At 34.7% G+C, this 15,057-nt stretch carries 12 protein-coding genes; 9 read left to right on the top strand and 3 right to left on the bottom strand.

Going from position 1 to position 15,057, the window contains the following annotated elements:
* The first annotated feature begins 10 nt into the window (after positions 1-10).
* A complete protein-coding gene (locus NX902_RS12635) occupies positions 11-448 on the top strand; it encodes a GNAT family N-acetyltransferase (RefSeq protein ID WP_095328820.1) in 438 nt (145 codons plus the stop codon).
* A 410-nt stretch (positions 449-858) separates the two neighbouring features.
* Here the strand turns inward: NX902_RS12635 and NX902_RS12640 are convergent, their stop codons facing one another.
* Positions 859-1,233: a winged helix-turn-helix transcriptional regulator gene (locus NX902_RS12640; protein ID WP_095328810.1), complete on the bottom strand. Its 375-nt coding sequence runs from the start codon at positions 1,231-1,233 to the stop codon at positions 859-861.
* A 122-nt stretch (positions 1,234-1,355) separates the two neighbouring features.
* Here NX902_RS12640 and NX902_RS12645 point away from each other — a divergent pair, with 122 nt between their 5' ends.
* The 3 genes from NX902_RS12645 to dacB all read left to right on the top strand — a co-directional run bounded on the left by NX902_RS12645 (position 1,356) and on the right by dacB (position 4,905).
* Positions 1,356-1,937 (top strand): NAD(P)H-dependent oxidoreductase, encoded by a 582-nt coding sequence (locus NX902_RS12645; protein ID WP_095328811.1) that lies wholly within the window; start codon positions 1,356-1,358, stop codon positions 1,935-1,937.
* Positions 1,938-2,511: 574 nt separating this feature from the next.
* A complete protein-coding gene (locus tag NX902_RS12650) occupies positions 2,512-3,321 on the top strand; it encodes an Fpg/Nei family DNA glycosylase (RefSeq protein WP_123257696.1) in 810 nt (269 codons plus the stop codon).
* 93 nt (positions 3,322-3,414) lie between these two features.
* Positions 3,415-4,905, top strand: a complete 1,491-nt coding sequence (gene dacB / locus NX902_RS12655) for a D-alanyl-D-alanine carboxypeptidase/D-alanyl-D-alanine endopeptidase (protein WP_095328813.1) — start codon at positions 3,415-3,417, stop codon at positions 4,903-4,905.
* Positions 4,906-4,959: 54 nt separating this feature from the next.
* Here dacB and NX902_RS12660 read toward each other — a convergent pair whose 3' ends face one another.
* Positions 4,960-5,907 (bottom strand): nucleoside hydrolase, encoded by a 948-nt coding sequence (locus NX902_RS12660; RefSeq protein ID WP_095328814.1) that lies wholly within the window; start codon positions 5,905-5,907, stop codon positions 4,960-4,962.
* Between the two features lie 216 nt (positions 5,908-6,123).
* The gene (locus NX902_RS12665; protein ID WP_341160752.1) at positions 6,124-6,750 is read right to left on the bottom strand and encodes a ribonuclease H family protein; all 627 of its coding nucleotides are present in this window, start codon (positions 6,748-6,750) and stop codon (positions 6,124-6,126) included.
* Positions 6,751-6,907: 157 nt separating this feature from the next.
* Between NX902_RS12665 and NX902_RS12670 the strand changes: the two genes are divergently transcribed.
* From NX902_RS12670 to glsA, 5 genes are all read left to right on the top strand, one after another.
* Entirely contained in the window at positions 6,908-8,668 is a 1,761-nt protein-coding gene (locus NX902_RS12670; protein ID WP_341160753.1) for a sensor histidine kinase, read from the top strand.
* Positions 8,661-9,401 (top strand): LytR/AlgR family response regulator transcription factor, encoded by a 741-nt coding sequence (locus NX902_RS12675; protein ID WP_095328817.1) that lies wholly within the window; start codon positions 8,661-8,663, stop codon positions 9,399-9,401. Before NX902_RS12670 ends, NX902_RS12675 begins: the two co-directional genes overlap by 8 nt.
* A gap of 149 nt (positions 9,402-9,550) precedes the next feature.
* Positions 9,551-11,347 (top strand): carbon starvation protein CstA, encoded by a 1,797-nt coding sequence (gene cstA, locus NX902_RS12680; protein WP_123257701.1) that lies wholly within the window; start codon positions 9,551-9,553, stop codon positions 11,345-11,347.
* Between the two features lie 420 nt (positions 11,348-11,767).
* Entirely contained in the window at positions 11,768-13,969 is a 2,202-nt protein-coding gene (locus tag NX902_RS12685) for a sensor domain-containing protein (protein ID WP_341160754.1), read from the top strand.
* A 113-nt stretch (positions 13,970-14,082) separates the two neighbouring features.
* A complete protein-coding gene (gene glsA, locus NX902_RS12690) occupies positions 14,083-15,012 on the top strand; it encodes a glutaminase A (RefSeq protein WP_095328822.1) in 930 nt (309 codons plus the stop codon).
* Positions 15,013-15,057 lie beyond the last annotated feature (45 nt).

The raw sequence follows: 15,057 nt of genomic DNA on the forward strand, positions 1-15,057 counted from the left end.
GATGCAATTAATGGATATTAGAAAACCTAATGATCTTGAATTAAAAATGGTATTATCTCTTTCGCCACAAGCTATTTTTGATGGTACTTTAGGACAAGTTGAACCTACGAAGGAAAAAATTGACCAGCTTGTTAAACCACTTTTGGAAAAAGGAAGCTACTATTTAATAGCCACAAAAAACAACAAAATAATGGGCTGGATTTTTATAGGGACAAGCAAAGACCAATTTACTGATAGGATGATTGGATTTATTTACGAGCTATTTGTTATAGAAGAATTCAGAGGGAAAGGAATCTCCAAACTGTTAATGAGAGCAGGTATTGACCATCTAAAACAAGATGGATATTCAGAAATCCGTCTAAGTGCATTTGCAGGGAATCACGCAATTAAACTGTATGAGAAATTGGGATTTAACATCAGGACAATTACTATGAGTTTACAGTTATAAGAGACTAACTTATTTTATTAATGAGTGTTAATCAAAAAGGTAGCCAACCTACCTTTTTGTTCAGATATTAACGCGGAGATCAGGTTAACATAATTTGCATTCTTTGTGTGGCTGAGACAATAGAAGAAACCCCCTGGTTTAAACAACACTTAAACATACATTTTCCATTTCCTTTCGTAAAACAACCTCCGAAAATATACTTTCTACATTATAAACATTGGTATTTTCACCTAAAATAACTTCATATATTCAATTTATTAATACTCTAGTAAAAGGCACTGTTGTTTGCTTGTTATTAAACAATAGTGACAGCAGCTTGTAAATGATCAATTCTTTTTCATAATCCTGAGTATGTTTATTGTTTAAGACTATGCAAAATAAATCTACAGCTGCTGACCAGACAGCTTTATTTAGTTATTGTTCCCTTTCATCGTGACTTCCTTCCTTTTATCCAATTGTTCTTCCCCCCAATAGCAAATTGCATCTAATACAGGAATCAGTGACAAACCCTTATCTGATAAAGAATATTCTACTTTTGGAGGCACTTGAGGATATTCCTTCCGATTAATTAGTTGATCACTCTCTAGTTCCTTTAATGTATTGGTTAGTGTTTTAAAAGAAATATTGCCAAGCCTCCGTTTCAACTGGTTATAGCGAATAGGGTTATTGTTTAAATATAAAGCATATAAAACTGTCATTTTGTATTTCCCACCAATTAATGACAAAGTATATCCAAAACCAGTATCCTTCAAATTCTCTTCAAATAGATAAGAATCGTTTTCCATTCAGCACTCTCCTTTAGGTTAGTATCACACTTTAATTACCGTACTTGTAAAAATATATAGCATACAATAAGATGAATGTACATCAAAATATGATGCAAATAAGGGAGAAGGAGGAACTAGTAATGAAAACAATCGTCTATGCACATCCATGGGAAGGAAGCTATAATCATGCAATCTTAAATTCTATCACGAAAGACTTAGAAGCTAAGGAAGAAACATTTCAAGTGATCGATCTTTATAAAGACGGGTTTAATCCAGTATTTACAGCAGAAGAATTGGCGCAATTTAATAGTGGAGAAACACCATATGAATTAGTTAAGGACTATCAAAAAAAATTAAGTCAGGCAACTGAGTTGATTTTTATATTTCCTGTCTGGTGGTGGGACTTACCTGCTATTCTAAAAGGGTTTATTGATAAAGTGATGTTGAGCGGATTCGCTTTTCTCGAGGATAAAACAACAGGTGCTTTGAAAGGCTTATTGACAAATATAGAAAAAACAACTGTGATTTCAACTTCTACAACGGATAAAGATTATATTGAATCTGAAGGAGGCAATGCTATTCAAGGAGTTTTCATTAACCGAACTTTAGCTGACCTGGGAGTTAAAAACGAATACACTAAATGGATTCATTTTTCTAGAGTTAACTTAACAACAGATGAGAAGAGGAAGCAATTTTTAAGAGAAATAACCCAAGAAATTTAAAGTAGATGGAATGAAAGAACGATATTTATGAAGAAATATACTTAAACGAATAGTAGCGTTCGCATTATAAGCTTAACCAGTTTTCAATGGTTGACCTTTTTTAACAGAATCTATTATACTAGCAGCCAGACTAGGCCATATGTGGGTGGGCATTGAACCTGTCAACTAAACTGTCCGCCCCCTATTTGTAGAAACATGTTTGAGGCTGGTTGGGACGTAGATCTTGTATAACAGCGAAGCTATGATACTTCAAGAAGGAATAGGAGTTACGGGTAAGTAATTTATAAAAGGAAGATAAGCAATAAACTGTAGTTAGTAAGGGTGGTTAGTTAAAAGTTTATTAAGGGGTAGTTTTCTTACTATTATGCTTACTGTGGCATAGATAAGTTTTATTAATGATAATTTACAACGTTTTATAGAGGCCCATACAACCAGTCATCTTCATTTTTATGAGCAAGTTTCTCATCTAAATGAAGGATTTACAAACTTTACATATTGATCATAAAGTGTCATAAATAGTTTTTCATGGTTTTGGCAAAAATAAGGGAGGAAATAAAAAGGAGAGAATGAATAAATGCCGGAATTGCCAGAAATGGAAAACTATAAAATCTTATTAAATAAATTGATTACCACTCAACCCATTACCTCGATAGCCGTTAACCGAGAAAAGTCCATTAATATTACGAAACAATCATTTGAGAATCAATTAGTGAATACTACTATTCTTCGCGTGGAAAGGCGTGCGAAACATCTACTCTTTTACTTAAACAATCAAAAGGTTCTTCTATTGCATTTAATGTTAGGTGGATGGATGTTTTTTGGAACCGAAAAAGAAAAACCAAATAGAACCATTCAAATCCAACTAACATTTGGAGAAAATCACTTGTATTTTATTGGACTCCGATTAGGTTATCTACATTTACTAACTCTTGAAGAATGTAAAGAAAGGCTGAACGACTTAGGTCCAGATCCTATTGAACCTCATTTTACTGAAAACAGCTTTCAAAACATCATTAACTCTAGGAAGGGGACAATAAAGCTTAAATTAGTCGATCAACATTTTATCTCAGGTATTGGCAATTGTTACTCCGATGAAATCTGCTTTGATGCGCAAATCTTACCGACTCGGAAACTAGAGGATTTAAAAGAAATGGAGCTAAATAAGCTCTATAATTCCATACTGAAAATATTAAGAGCGGCAACTCATATGGGTGGTTATATGGAGCATCCCCTTTATATAGGGGATAAAAAAACCGGAGGATATGATAAGCTTTGCAAAGTATATGACAGAGAAGGAGAAATATGTCCAAGGTGTCAGCACAAAATAGTATTTATAAAAGTATCTTCTAAAAAGTGTTTTTATTGTCCAGGTTGTCAGTTTTAATTATTCATGCGGATAATTCTGCAATTCCTGGACATAATATACTTTTAACAACTCAACGCACTTTTATCAAGGAGAAGTATAAGGAGTGAGAAGATGACTTTATGGAAAAAGGGAATAATAGTAGTAATGTTATTCTCTATATTCTTGTCTGGAAGCACACCTAACACATTTTCACCGAAAGTATTCGCAGCAGAAGATCATAAAAAAGCTACATTGTCCACGGCACTTGAATCACTGTTAAATATAGAACCAGAACTAAAAGGAAGTTTAGCAGGAATTAGCATTCGCGAACAAGAAACAGGGAAAATTGTTTATGAACATATGGCCGATTTACGACTAACGCCAGCTTCTAATATGAAGTTACTAACTTCAGCAGCAGCATTGAACATTTTAGGAGAAGACTATCAATTTATTACAGAAATTTATGGAGATGGAAGAGTAGAAGATGCTCATTTAAAAGGAAACTTATACATAAAAGGAAATGGGGATACAAGCCTTTTAGCCTCTGATTTAGCAAAACTCTCGAAAGAAATTAAAAGGAAAGGGATTAGCTATATAGATGGAGATATAATAGGCGATGACTCCTGGTATGACAACATTCCTTTTTCAAGTGATTTGGCATGGAGTGATGAATCTACCTATTACGGGGCCCCAATTTCCGCTTTAACACTATCACCAGATAAAGAATATGACGCAGGTACTGTATTGCTTGAAATAAAACCTGGTAAGAAAAAAAATGAACCCGTCATAATCAATACTTTGCCAAGAACAAGCGAAATTAAAATTGTCAATAATGGTATAACAGCAGATAAAGAATCTGCTGCAAGTTTAAAAGTTAACAGAGAACATAACAGTAAAGTAGTAACAATAACAGGAAGCCTGCCAATTGACGATTCCTTAAAAAAAGAGTGGGTATCTGTTCATGATCCTACAAGCTATACATTAGATGTGTTTCAACAAGCTTTAAAGAAAGAAGGAATACAGTGGAAAGGGGTGGTCAAAAAAGGAAGAACACCACAAATTGCTTCTATCCTTACCACTCATTCTTCGATTCCTCTCCGTGAATTGCTACTTCCATTGCTGAAATTAAGTAATAATACAATTGCTGAGACATTAATCAAGGAATTGGGAGTAGTCAAAAAAGGAGAAGGTAGCTTTGCAAAAGGACTCGAGGCCTTAGAAGAAGAATTAGTGGCTTTTCATCTTGATCCAACTAAGATGGTTATTCGAGATGGGTCCGGTATATCGCCTATAGATTTTATTTCAGCAAACGACTTAAGTTTGTTTTTATATGAAGTACAAGCACAACCATGGTTTCCCTCATTTAGTCAATCATTACCTGTATCAGGTCACGAGGAAAAAATGATTGGCGGAACACTGCGCCATCGATTGAATTCTGAGAATACTAAAGGAAAAATCCTCGCAAAAACGGGGACACTTACCTCTGTAAGTTCATTATCTGGCTACATGGAAAGCAAAACAGGCAAGAAATATATTTTTTCTATTTTATTGAACCATCTAACGGATGAAGATAAGGGAAAAAAGATTGAGGATAAGATAATGGAAACATTGGCAGAATATTGAGGTGGCTGCTTTGAAATATCCGTTCCTATTTTTTCAAATAGGAACGGATATTTTTTATAAATTATTTTTCGCCATTTTTGCTAAGTCGGTAATGTATGCGAAAAAGTCATCTCTCTTTACATCATATACAACAGAAACAGGCCGGCCATTGTCACTTATTAAGGTTCTCCCTTGGGACGGCGCTTCTGTTAAAGCAATTGATTTAACTTCTTTCATTTTAACTAGTTCTTTTTTTCCAATCGTTGCTGTTGTTAGTACATCCCAAAGATAATAGGTAGAGTTCGTTTCTACATGAACAAGAGGAGGACATGCAGCATAGCATTGACCAACAAAATCAATCCCTGTAAATTTTCTTAATGATGCCCAATGATTGCGGACAGAGAGGGTTAGTGGAACTTGATTCGTACTTTCTAGCGCTACCATTTCAATCTGTAAATCACTAGCCCAAACAGCTGCAACTGCCCAAGGATCCCAAAAAGCATTCCATTCAGCAGTTCCATCATGTTCTGGTTCCTGTACATTACCAACCTCTAAAAATGTTCCACCCATCCAGACTAATTTTTCAATTTTTTCTTGAATATCTGGAGCGATTTCAAGTGCTCTTGCTAAATCTGTCAGCGGTCCAGTAAATAAGAGTGTTGTTTTATCGGGATTTCCCCTTACTGTTTTAATTAAATGTTCATGTGCTGGAAGTTCACTTTCAGGGGTATTTATTTCACCGCTTTCATTTAAAATCGGCAAGGCATCCACATAAAACGTGTGCATTCTCCATTCTTTCGGAAATGGATTAACCCCGCGAGAATTAGATCTAGCAACTTCTACTGGTCCTTGACCAAATCGATCAATAATCTTTCTACTTGCACTGATGCCTGGTTCTAAATAGCCATCTGCTGGGATAACTGATACACCAATTAAGTCTACTTCATCCATTTGTAAGAGAAGAAACAGAGAAACTAAATCATCAATTCCGGCATCATGATTAAAATATACTTTCTTTTTCAAAAAATTCACTCCTATGTAAATAAACTTATAAACTAGTTATTTTCTATACCTATTCTATAATACTATCAGATCAATGTGAATAATTAGTAAATTAAATAAAATATCTATTTATTAATAATATTCAATTTAAGCTTTAAGTGACAAGAATGTTTAATGAAGAAAAAGAACTTGGAAAACCTCCAAGTTCTCAAAACAATATAATTATTAACAACAGCCTTACTTACGACCGAAGTCTGCTTTGATTTCACCATACTTATTCGTATCCCATTTTAGAATTTTATTTGAATAGTTATTTTGCTTCAGCCATTTTTCGGCACGCTCAATTAATTGCCACAATTCTTCTGTACGCTTATCTCTTACTAATGTTGTATTAGCCTTTTTATTACGTACCCAAGCTAACGCCGTCATACTATCACTGTATATGGTGGTGTTCTTGCCTTGTTTTTGCAAAAGACTTAATGCATGTACAATTCCTAAAAATTCGCCAATATTATTCGTACCGAATACTGGACCATAATGGAAAAGAACTTCTCCTGTTTTCGTATCAACGCCTTGATATTCCATCATTCCAGGATTACCACTACATGCCGCATCAACAGAAATGCTATTTTCCTCAATCGCCGCCAATGTTTTATTAGATTGTTTTTGAGCGGAAGAACTTTTGGATGCTGATTTTGATATATTTCCATCTTGCTTAAAGGCTTTTTCTGCTTCCTCCAAAGTAGGAAATGACTTAAAAGAAGCACCTTTAAAACCTTTTGTTTGCTTTTCACATTCCGCCCAAGTAGAGAAAATCCCTGTTTTTCTACCATTCCATACTACATAATATTTTTTTGCTGCCATATTTTCATCCAACCTTTCACAACTATTAAATAATCATATCACAGGAAGGGATCGAAACGAAAATGCTGACAGATCTCCACAATATGTTTGAAAAGGCTTTCTATAAATCTAGGAATTTACTATAATGATGTTGAGTAAAATAGGGAGGGGAAATAAATTGCTGCAATTACTTCCACTAATGATTGAACGAGTCGGTATTTTAGTTATTTTTGCCTTCTTATTATCGAGAATAAAGATTTTCCGATCGATTATTCATCATGAGTCACAATGGCACGATAAACTATCGTTAATTCTTATCTTTGGCGTCTTCGGAATAATTAGTAATTATACTGGAGTCGAAATATTAAAAGGAAGTATTAGCACCCATACATGGCAGCATGAATTAGATGTTTCAAGTGCTATTGCTAACACAAGAATTATGGGGGTAGCCATTGGTGGAATGATTGGTGGCCCATTAGTTGGCCTGGGAGTAGGATTAATAGCTGGCCTTCACCGATTAACTTTAGGTGGATTCACTGCACTAGCTTGTGGATTATCTACCATTGCTGCTGGATTATTGACTGGACTGCTTGGGAGGAAATACTCCATTAAACAGGATTCTGCATGCAAAGCAGTGATTATCGGCATCACCATGGAAATTATTCAAATGCTATTTATCCTTTTAATTGCTGCCCCTTTTGAGCTTGCATTCGAACTTGTCAAAATCATTGCTTTTCCAATGATTGTCATTAATGGGTTTGGAATGCTGATTTTCATCTATATCATTCAAAATATTCTGTTAGAGGAAGAAAAAACGAAAGCAGCACAAACGAATATTGCTTTAAATATTGCTCAATCTACGCTTGCTTACTTTCGTCAAGGACTAAATCCTGAATCTAGCAAGCAAGTTGCTAAAATTATGCTAAAAGCTACTAATGCTGATGCAGTATCCATAACGAATCGATCCATTGTTTTGGCACATGAGGGCCTCGGCGGAGATCATCATATCCCATTAGAGAAAACTTCTACCAAACTAACAGAAAAAGTGTTAAGGGAAGGAAATATTCTTATAGCGAAAAAGAAAGACGAGATTCAATGCAGCAATCAAGCATGTCCGTTGCACGCTGCCATTTTGTTACCATTGAAAGCAAATAATAAAACTGTCGGCACTCTTAAATTATATTTTGCCAATCCCAAAAATATTCAATTAGTAGAATATACTTTGGCAGAAGGGTTAAGCAAGTTATTTTCTTTACAGCTTGAATTAGCAGAAGCAGAATTACAACAAAAATTATGGAAGGATGCAGAAATTAAAGCATTGCAAGCACAAGTTCATCCTCATTTTCTTTTTAACAGTATGAACACCATATCTGCGCTAATTCGTACAGATGGAGAAAAAGCACGGCAGATGATCCAAAGATTATCTACTTATTTCCGCAGCAACATACAAGGGGCTAAAAATATGCTGATCCCTTTAAGTCAAGAATTAGAGCATGTTCATGCCTTTTTAGCATTAGAAGAAGCGAGATTTCCCAATAAGTTTATTATAAAAGAGTCCATAGAGCCGGAATTAAAAAAAGTCCTTATTCCGCCGTTTACATTACAACCTCTAGTAGAAAACTCCATTCGTCACGGTTTTTCCAAGGGTACAGTTGGGACCATCACGATATGTGCATATAGAGAGAAAGATAGGATGGTATTAATTACAGAAGACGATGGGAAAGGCATGAGTGAGGACACTCTATACATGATTGGGCAAAAAAATATATCCTCCAGTACAGGAACAGGTACGGCACTTTGGAATATTCAGGAACGAGTGAAAAAGTTATATGCGGAGAAAGGCAAATTCACCATTGAAAGTGAATGGAATAGAGGAACAAAGGTGATGATTACATTGCCTTCTAAGGAACCAAGCATATGGAGGGAAGTAGATGATTAAAGCATTAATTGTCGAAGACGAACCATTAGCAAGAGATGAATTAAAATATCTCTTGAAAAGAAGCAGCAAAATAGAGATAGTGGCCGAATGTGATGATTTGGAAACAGCTCTGTACATAATTGATAATCAAAAAATAGACGTTATTTTCTTAGATATTCAACTTGGGGAAGATAATGGAATGAATTTAGCGGAACAGTTAAAGCATACCGCAAATCGCCCGGAAATTGTCTTTGCAACTGCATATGATGAATATGCACTTCAAGCTTTTGACGTAAATGCTGTCGATTATATATTAAAACCGTTTGAAGAAGAACGAATTAATCAAACGATTTTAAAGATCCAGAATCAGCGGAGCGAAACTAAAGAAGAAACACACGGAAAAGCGCCAAGCAAATCGTCTCTTCAAAGTAATAAGTTAGCCGTCACAGCCAATGACAAAATAAAGATTATTGATTTAGATAAAATCGTCTATATAAGTGCACAAAATGGCAAAACATTGCTAATTACAGAAGAAGAGGAATTGGTCATTACTTTTACATTAACGCAATTAGAGCAAAAGTTAGTAAATAGTCCCATTATGAAAGTACATCGGTCTTTTTTAGTTAATAAAGAAAAAATTTGTGAAATCGAACCATGGTTTAATTCTACGTATTTACTATGCATGAATAATGGCGAAAAAGTGCCTTTAAGTAGAAACTATACAAAAGAGATTAAACAATTATTCGGATTTTAAGTAATTTTAATTGTTATATATACAGACTGGATATTGTATTTTATCCAGTCATTTTTGCATTTCAGCTAGTTTTCTATGCATTTTACCTTGAAAACGCTTTTTTATCCTTTTCATTTTTTATAATAAAACCATTAAAGGAGGTAGATAAAATGAATGCGGTTACAATCGTTATTGCATCTGCTTGTATTTTAATGATTGCTTATCGGTTATATGGGACTTTTATGGCAGTAAAAGTATTAAAGCTTAACGATAAAGAAAAAACTCCAGCACATGAACTTAATGACGGAAAAGACTATGTACCGACCAATAAATGGGTGACCTTTGGACACCATTTCGCAGCAATAGCGGCAGCTGGTCCCCTTGTAGGACCTATTCTTGCTGCACAGTTTGGTTATTTGCCTGGATTGATTTGGCTGTTGATTGGGGCTGTTATCGGAGGGGCTGTACATGATGCGGTCGTATTATTTGCGAGTATGAGAAAAAAAGGAAAATCATTATCTGAAGTAGCAAAGGAAGAACTTGGCCCCGTTGCAGGTTTTTGCACAGGACTTGCTATGTTATTTATTATCACCATTACCATGGCTGGTTTATCGATGGTAGTTCTACATGCTTTAGAAAGAAATCCATGGGGGACATTCTCGGTAGGAATTACTATCCCAATTGCAATGGGTGTAGGCATATTTTATAAAAAAACAGGTAATCTCAAACTATGCACAACCATTGGATTTATTCTGTTAATGATAGGTGTATTTGTAGGACCGATGATCCAAGACACCGTAATGGGAGATTGGTTAACTCTTGATACAAAAACATTAGCTATTATTCTTCCTATTTATGCATTCTTTGCAGCTGCTCTACCTGTATGGCTGTTATTGGCACCGCGAGATTATTTAAGTAGCTTTATGAAAATCGGTGTATTTATCGCCCTTATTATTGGTGTATTTATTATTAACCCTGCTATTGAATTTCCTGCATTTACGGAATTTGTAAATGGAGGGGGACCAGTTATCGCAGGACCAGTATGGCCGTTTATTTCCATTACGATTGCATGTGGTGCTATTTCCGGATTTCATGCCTTTGTCGGCTCTGGCACAACACCAAAGATGCTTGATAAGTGGACTGATATTAAAGTAGTTGGTTTTGGTGCGATGCTCGTCGAATGTTTAGTAGGGATTATGGCACTTATTGCTGCAACTGCTCTTCATCCCGGAGATTATTTCGCGATCAATTCTAGCCCAGAAGTATTTCGAACACTTGGCATGAGTGTATCAAACTTACCAGAATTAAGTCGGGAAATCGGCATTGATTTAGAAGGAAGAACGGGAGGGGCAGTTACCTTAGCAGTTGGAATGTCTTATATTTTCACAGAAATTTCTTGGTTCTCCCATCTAGCATCTTATTTCTTCCAATTTGTGATTATGTTTGAAGCGGTCTTTATATTAACAGCCATTGATGCAGGGACGAGAACTGCACGCTATTTAATTCAAGATTTTCTTGGTGAGTTCTACAAACCACTAAAAAGAGTGGATTGGCTGCCTGGTTCTATTTTCGCAAGTGCATTAGCATGTTTAATGTGGGGATATCTCTTATTTTCAGGAGATATTAGCTCGGTATGGGCACTATTCGGTGTCTCAAATCAGCTCATGGCAACGATCGGGCTGATTGTTGGAGCAACCGTTATTTTAAAAGTGGCTGATAAACGTAGATATATGCTGACTTGTCTTATACCGATGGCATATTTATTTGTAACAGTAAATTATGCTGGGGTGTGGATGGTTAAAAACGTTTATTTAAACCCAGAAGCGTCAGGTTATAATGTGCTTAATGCCGTACTATCAATCATCATGCTAATATTAGGGGTTATCATAATTATAGCTGCAACCAAAAAATGGTTTGACACCTGGAATACGCCCCGCGTTCATGTGGAAGCACCGAATCTAAATTAAGATAGAATGGTTTAAACTAATTTTCCTGTCAAAGCTATACCCAAATAATCTACGAATCTTGCTGTGTTATTTCGTATGATTGTTTGGGTTTTTTATTCATTTGAAAATTGATTTTCCATCTGACTTATATTTTAAAAATGGAAGTGACTATAAAAAGATTTATATTTGTTCTTATTCCCATGTCCATTCCCATTTTGCATATATCCACACTATCTTCCCCCAATAAATAGATTTCTCAAATAAAAATTATAAACGAATCCTAATAAGTGTATTCTATGTATACGTATACTTAAAAACTTATTGTCAATAGTTTAACTTTATGGAATTATGGATAGTAAGGGAGAAGTATTTTTGTTATATTACCTAGTAATAATTTTAATAAAAATTTTCTTGCCATAAATAAACGTAAGGAGTTCTTCTATGGATTATAAACACAGTGAAACAAAATGGATGGTAGCCATTTGTTTTTTTGTACTTTTATCTGTAATTTTAAATATCTTTGCTGCTTCTATAAATAAAGAGCTTTTTATTCTACTGCAATTAATTATTACTAGTGGCTTACTATATGTTTTTTATCAATTAATAAAAAAGTTCACCTATGTACTTGGCGAATTTGCTCAAAGCAATAAAAAATTACAGTCTATTTTTGACACACTGGACATTGCGATTTGGTTTCATGATTTGAAAACAAATAAATTAATGGTAACAGCTGGAATTGAAGCTATTTATGGTTATTCAGCAGAGGCATTTTATAAAAATTACAATTTGTGGAAAGATGTAATCCACCCAGCTGATCAAGAAGTTTTGGCGGAACGAGCAGAGCTTTTAACCCATCAAGATGTCGTTGTCAGCACTTATCGTATTATTAAACCAGATGGAAAAATCCGCTGGATAAAAGATAGAGGAATCGCTGTATTTGATAAAACAACTGGGGAAATGACCGAGTTTACAAGCGTGTTAATTGATATAACGGATAGCAAAGAAAACGAAGATAAATTCAGTAAACTGGTCGATATTTCACCAGATATTATTGCAGTAGTAGTTGATTACAAGTTTCAATATATAAATAAGGCTGGCACCAAAATGTTAGGTAAAGACTATAGTTCTTTACAGGGACTAGCCATAAGCGATTTACTTTTTGCAGATACTTATCAAAATATTGTGCAACAATATAAGAAAAGCAAAAAGTTAAACCAAAATGTCGTTGAGATGGAAATTGAATTGACGAAAGAATTAACGAAAAACGTATTTTTGGAAATCAATTGCATGCCAATTCTTTTTGGCGGACAAGAAGCTGTTTTGGTTGTTGGAAGAGATATTACATCCCGGAAACAGGCGGAATTAAAAATTAAAGAACTAGCTTTCACAGATACGCTAACAAAATTACCAAATCGAAACAGTTGTATGCATCATTTAAATGATCGACTCTATAACCAAGAAGTGGAAAGAATGTCTATATTGTTTTTAGACTTGGATCAATTTAAACGAATAAATGATACGAAAGGACATGGGATAGGAGATATCATTTTACAAGAAGTATCTACTATTTTGCAATCAGCTATCGAAAAAAATGATTTTGTTGCTCGCCTGGGGGGAGATGAATTTTTAATCCTATTAGAGAATAAAACAAAATTAGAAACAGCTGAGACTGCCCAAAAAATAATAAACCACTTTTCTTATCCTATTGTAGTGAAAGATGACGAATTTTTCGTGACACCAAGTATCGGTATCAGTATGTATCCATTAGACGGAAAAGATCAAGAATCATTAATAAAAAATGCCGATACAGCGATGTATGTTGCCAAAGACCAGGGAAAAAATAATTTTCAATTTTACTCCGCTTCCATTGCAGAAAAAGGAGCGCGAAAAATGGAATTGGAGATGGCACTAAGAAGAGCTATTATCAATAAAGAACTAGAGTTGTACTATCAGCCGCAAATCAATATCTATACTGGCAGCATATTTGGTGTCGAAGCTCTGCTACGTTGGAAACACCCGGTATACGGCTATTTGTCTCCAGATGAATTTATCCCAATTGCTGAGGAATCTAATCTAATACTATCGATTGGAGAATGGGTCATAACGGAGGCATTTGCGCAGAAAAAGAAATGGGAAAGAGAAGGAAAAAAAGATTTAAAACTTGCTATCAATATTTCGGCTCGTCAAATTCAATACACTGATTTCATACCTTTTCTACAAAAAGAAATAACAAGATTAGAAATAAATCCAGAAAAATTCGAGTTAGAGATAACGGAAAGCATTATGCAAAATATTGAATTAGCCCAAATCGAATTAGCTAATATTAAAAACCTTGGCTTTCAAATATCGATTGATGATTTTGGCAAAGGCTATTCTTCGTTAAGTTATTTAACATCACTGCCTATTGATACCATTAAAATTGATAAAACTTTTATTGATGATATTTGCCATCCTATCCACAAAGGCTCTTTAGCTAAAGTCATTATTGATATGGGACATAATATGAATTTTTTTGTCATTGCAGAAGGAGTAGAGACAGAAAATCAAATCGATTTTCTCATTAAACATCAATGCGATATCGTACAAGGTTATTACTTTAGCAAACCATTGACCTCATCTGAGTTAGAAAAGTACTATTTATAAACGAGAAATCTTTTTCATTTTTTGTTTCTAAGGATATACTATTATCATAAAGAAATTCTTTTTTATATTTTATAAAAAGGGATGCAAAAATTTTTCGTAAAGTTGGTGAAAAAATGCCTTGTCAATCTAATGAAGAATTAGAAAGTATCTTGTTAGAAGCAAAACAATATACACATAATGGGAAAGTTGCTGATTATATCCCAGCACTTAGCAAAGCAAACCCAGATGATTTATCTGTAGCTATTTATCACTCTGATGGTACATGTTATTCAGCAGGCTGCATTCATGAGAAAATTACTTTACAAAGCATTTCAAAAGTCATTACTTTAGCATTAGCACTAATTGAATCAGGAGAAGAGTATGTTTTTAGTAAAGTTGGCTATGAGCCTACTGGCGATCCATTTAATTCTATTGTAAAACTAGAAATGAGTAACCCATCGAAGCCATTAAATCCGATGATAAACGCAGGCGCTCTTGCTGTTACTCATATGATTGAAGGGAACACAGTCGATGAACGATTCCAGAAGATCATTGAATTTGTTAAGCTCTTATCAGGAAATAGTGATATAGGTTATTCAGCAGAGGTGGCTAAATCAGAATTTGATACATCGCATTTGAATAGAGCACTTTGTTTCTTTATGAAACAACATGGCATCATTAATGAAGATGTGGAAGAATTATTGGATTTATATACAAAGCAATGTTCAATCGAAGTAAATTGTTTAGATTTAGCACGAATCGGGATCGTATTTGCTTTAGATGGTAAGGAACCTGTCACAAACAAACAGTTAATGCCAGCACATGTAGCTCGTATTTGCAAAACATTTATGGTTACATGCGGCATGTATAATGCATCTGGAGAATTCGCTGTTCGGGTCGGAATCCCTGCAAAAAGTGGTGTTTCCGGCGGAATTTTAGGCGCAGTACCTTCTCGCTTTGGAATTGGCATTTCTGGTCCCGCACTAGATGACAAAGGCAATAGTGTTGCGGGCTTAAAACTATTAGAAATTCTTGCAAAAAAATATGATTTAAGTATGTTCTAATAATAAAGCTTATCACTAATCTTTTCTATTAAAAATGAGGATTAG

The organism is Niallia sp. FSL W8-0954 (genome assembly GCF_038005605.1).
Lineage (GTDB): Bacteria > Bacillota > Bacilli > Bacillales > Cytobacillaceae > Niallia > Niallia circulans_A.

Excerpts from the sequence above, each read along its gene's own strand:
- NX902_RS12665 (WP_341160752.1), bottom strand. The coding sequence starts at position 6,750 with ATGGCAGCAAAAAAATATTATGTAGTATGGAATGGTAGAAAAACAGGG.
- NX902_RS12685 (WP_341160754.1), top strand. The coding sequence starts at position 11,768 with ATGGATTATAAACACAGTGAAACAAAATGGATGGTAGCCATTTGTTTT.
- cstA (WP_123257701.1), top strand. The coding sequence starts at position 9,551 with ATGAATGCGGTTACAATCGTTATTGCATCTGCTTGTATTTTAATGATT.
- NX902_RS12635 (WP_095328820.1), top strand. The coding sequence starts at position 11 with ATGGATATTAGAAAACCTAATGATCTTGAATTAAAAATGGTATTATCT.
- NX902_RS12640 (WP_095328810.1), bottom strand. The coding sequence starts at position 1,233 with ATGGAAAACGATTCTTATCTATTTGAAGAGAATTTGAAGGATACTGGT.
- NX902_RS12645 (WP_095328811.1), top strand. The coding sequence starts at position 1,356 with ATGAAAACAATCGTCTATGCACATCCATGGGAAGGAAGCTATAATCAT.
- NX902_RS12650 (WP_123257696.1), top strand. The coding sequence starts at position 2,512 with ATGCCGGAATTGCCAGAAATGGAAAACTATAAAATCTTATTAAATAAA.
- dacB (WP_095328813.1), top strand. The coding sequence starts at position 3,415 with ATGACTTTATGGAAAAAGGGAATAATAGTAGTAATGTTATTCTCTATA.
- glsA (WP_095328822.1), top strand. The coding sequence starts at position 14,083 with ATGCCTTGTCAATCTAATGAAGAATTAGAAAGTATCTTGTTAGAAGCA.
- NX902_RS12675 (WP_095328817.1), top strand. The coding sequence starts at position 8,661 with ATGATTAAAGCATTAATTGTCGAAGACGAACCATTAGCAAGAGATGAA.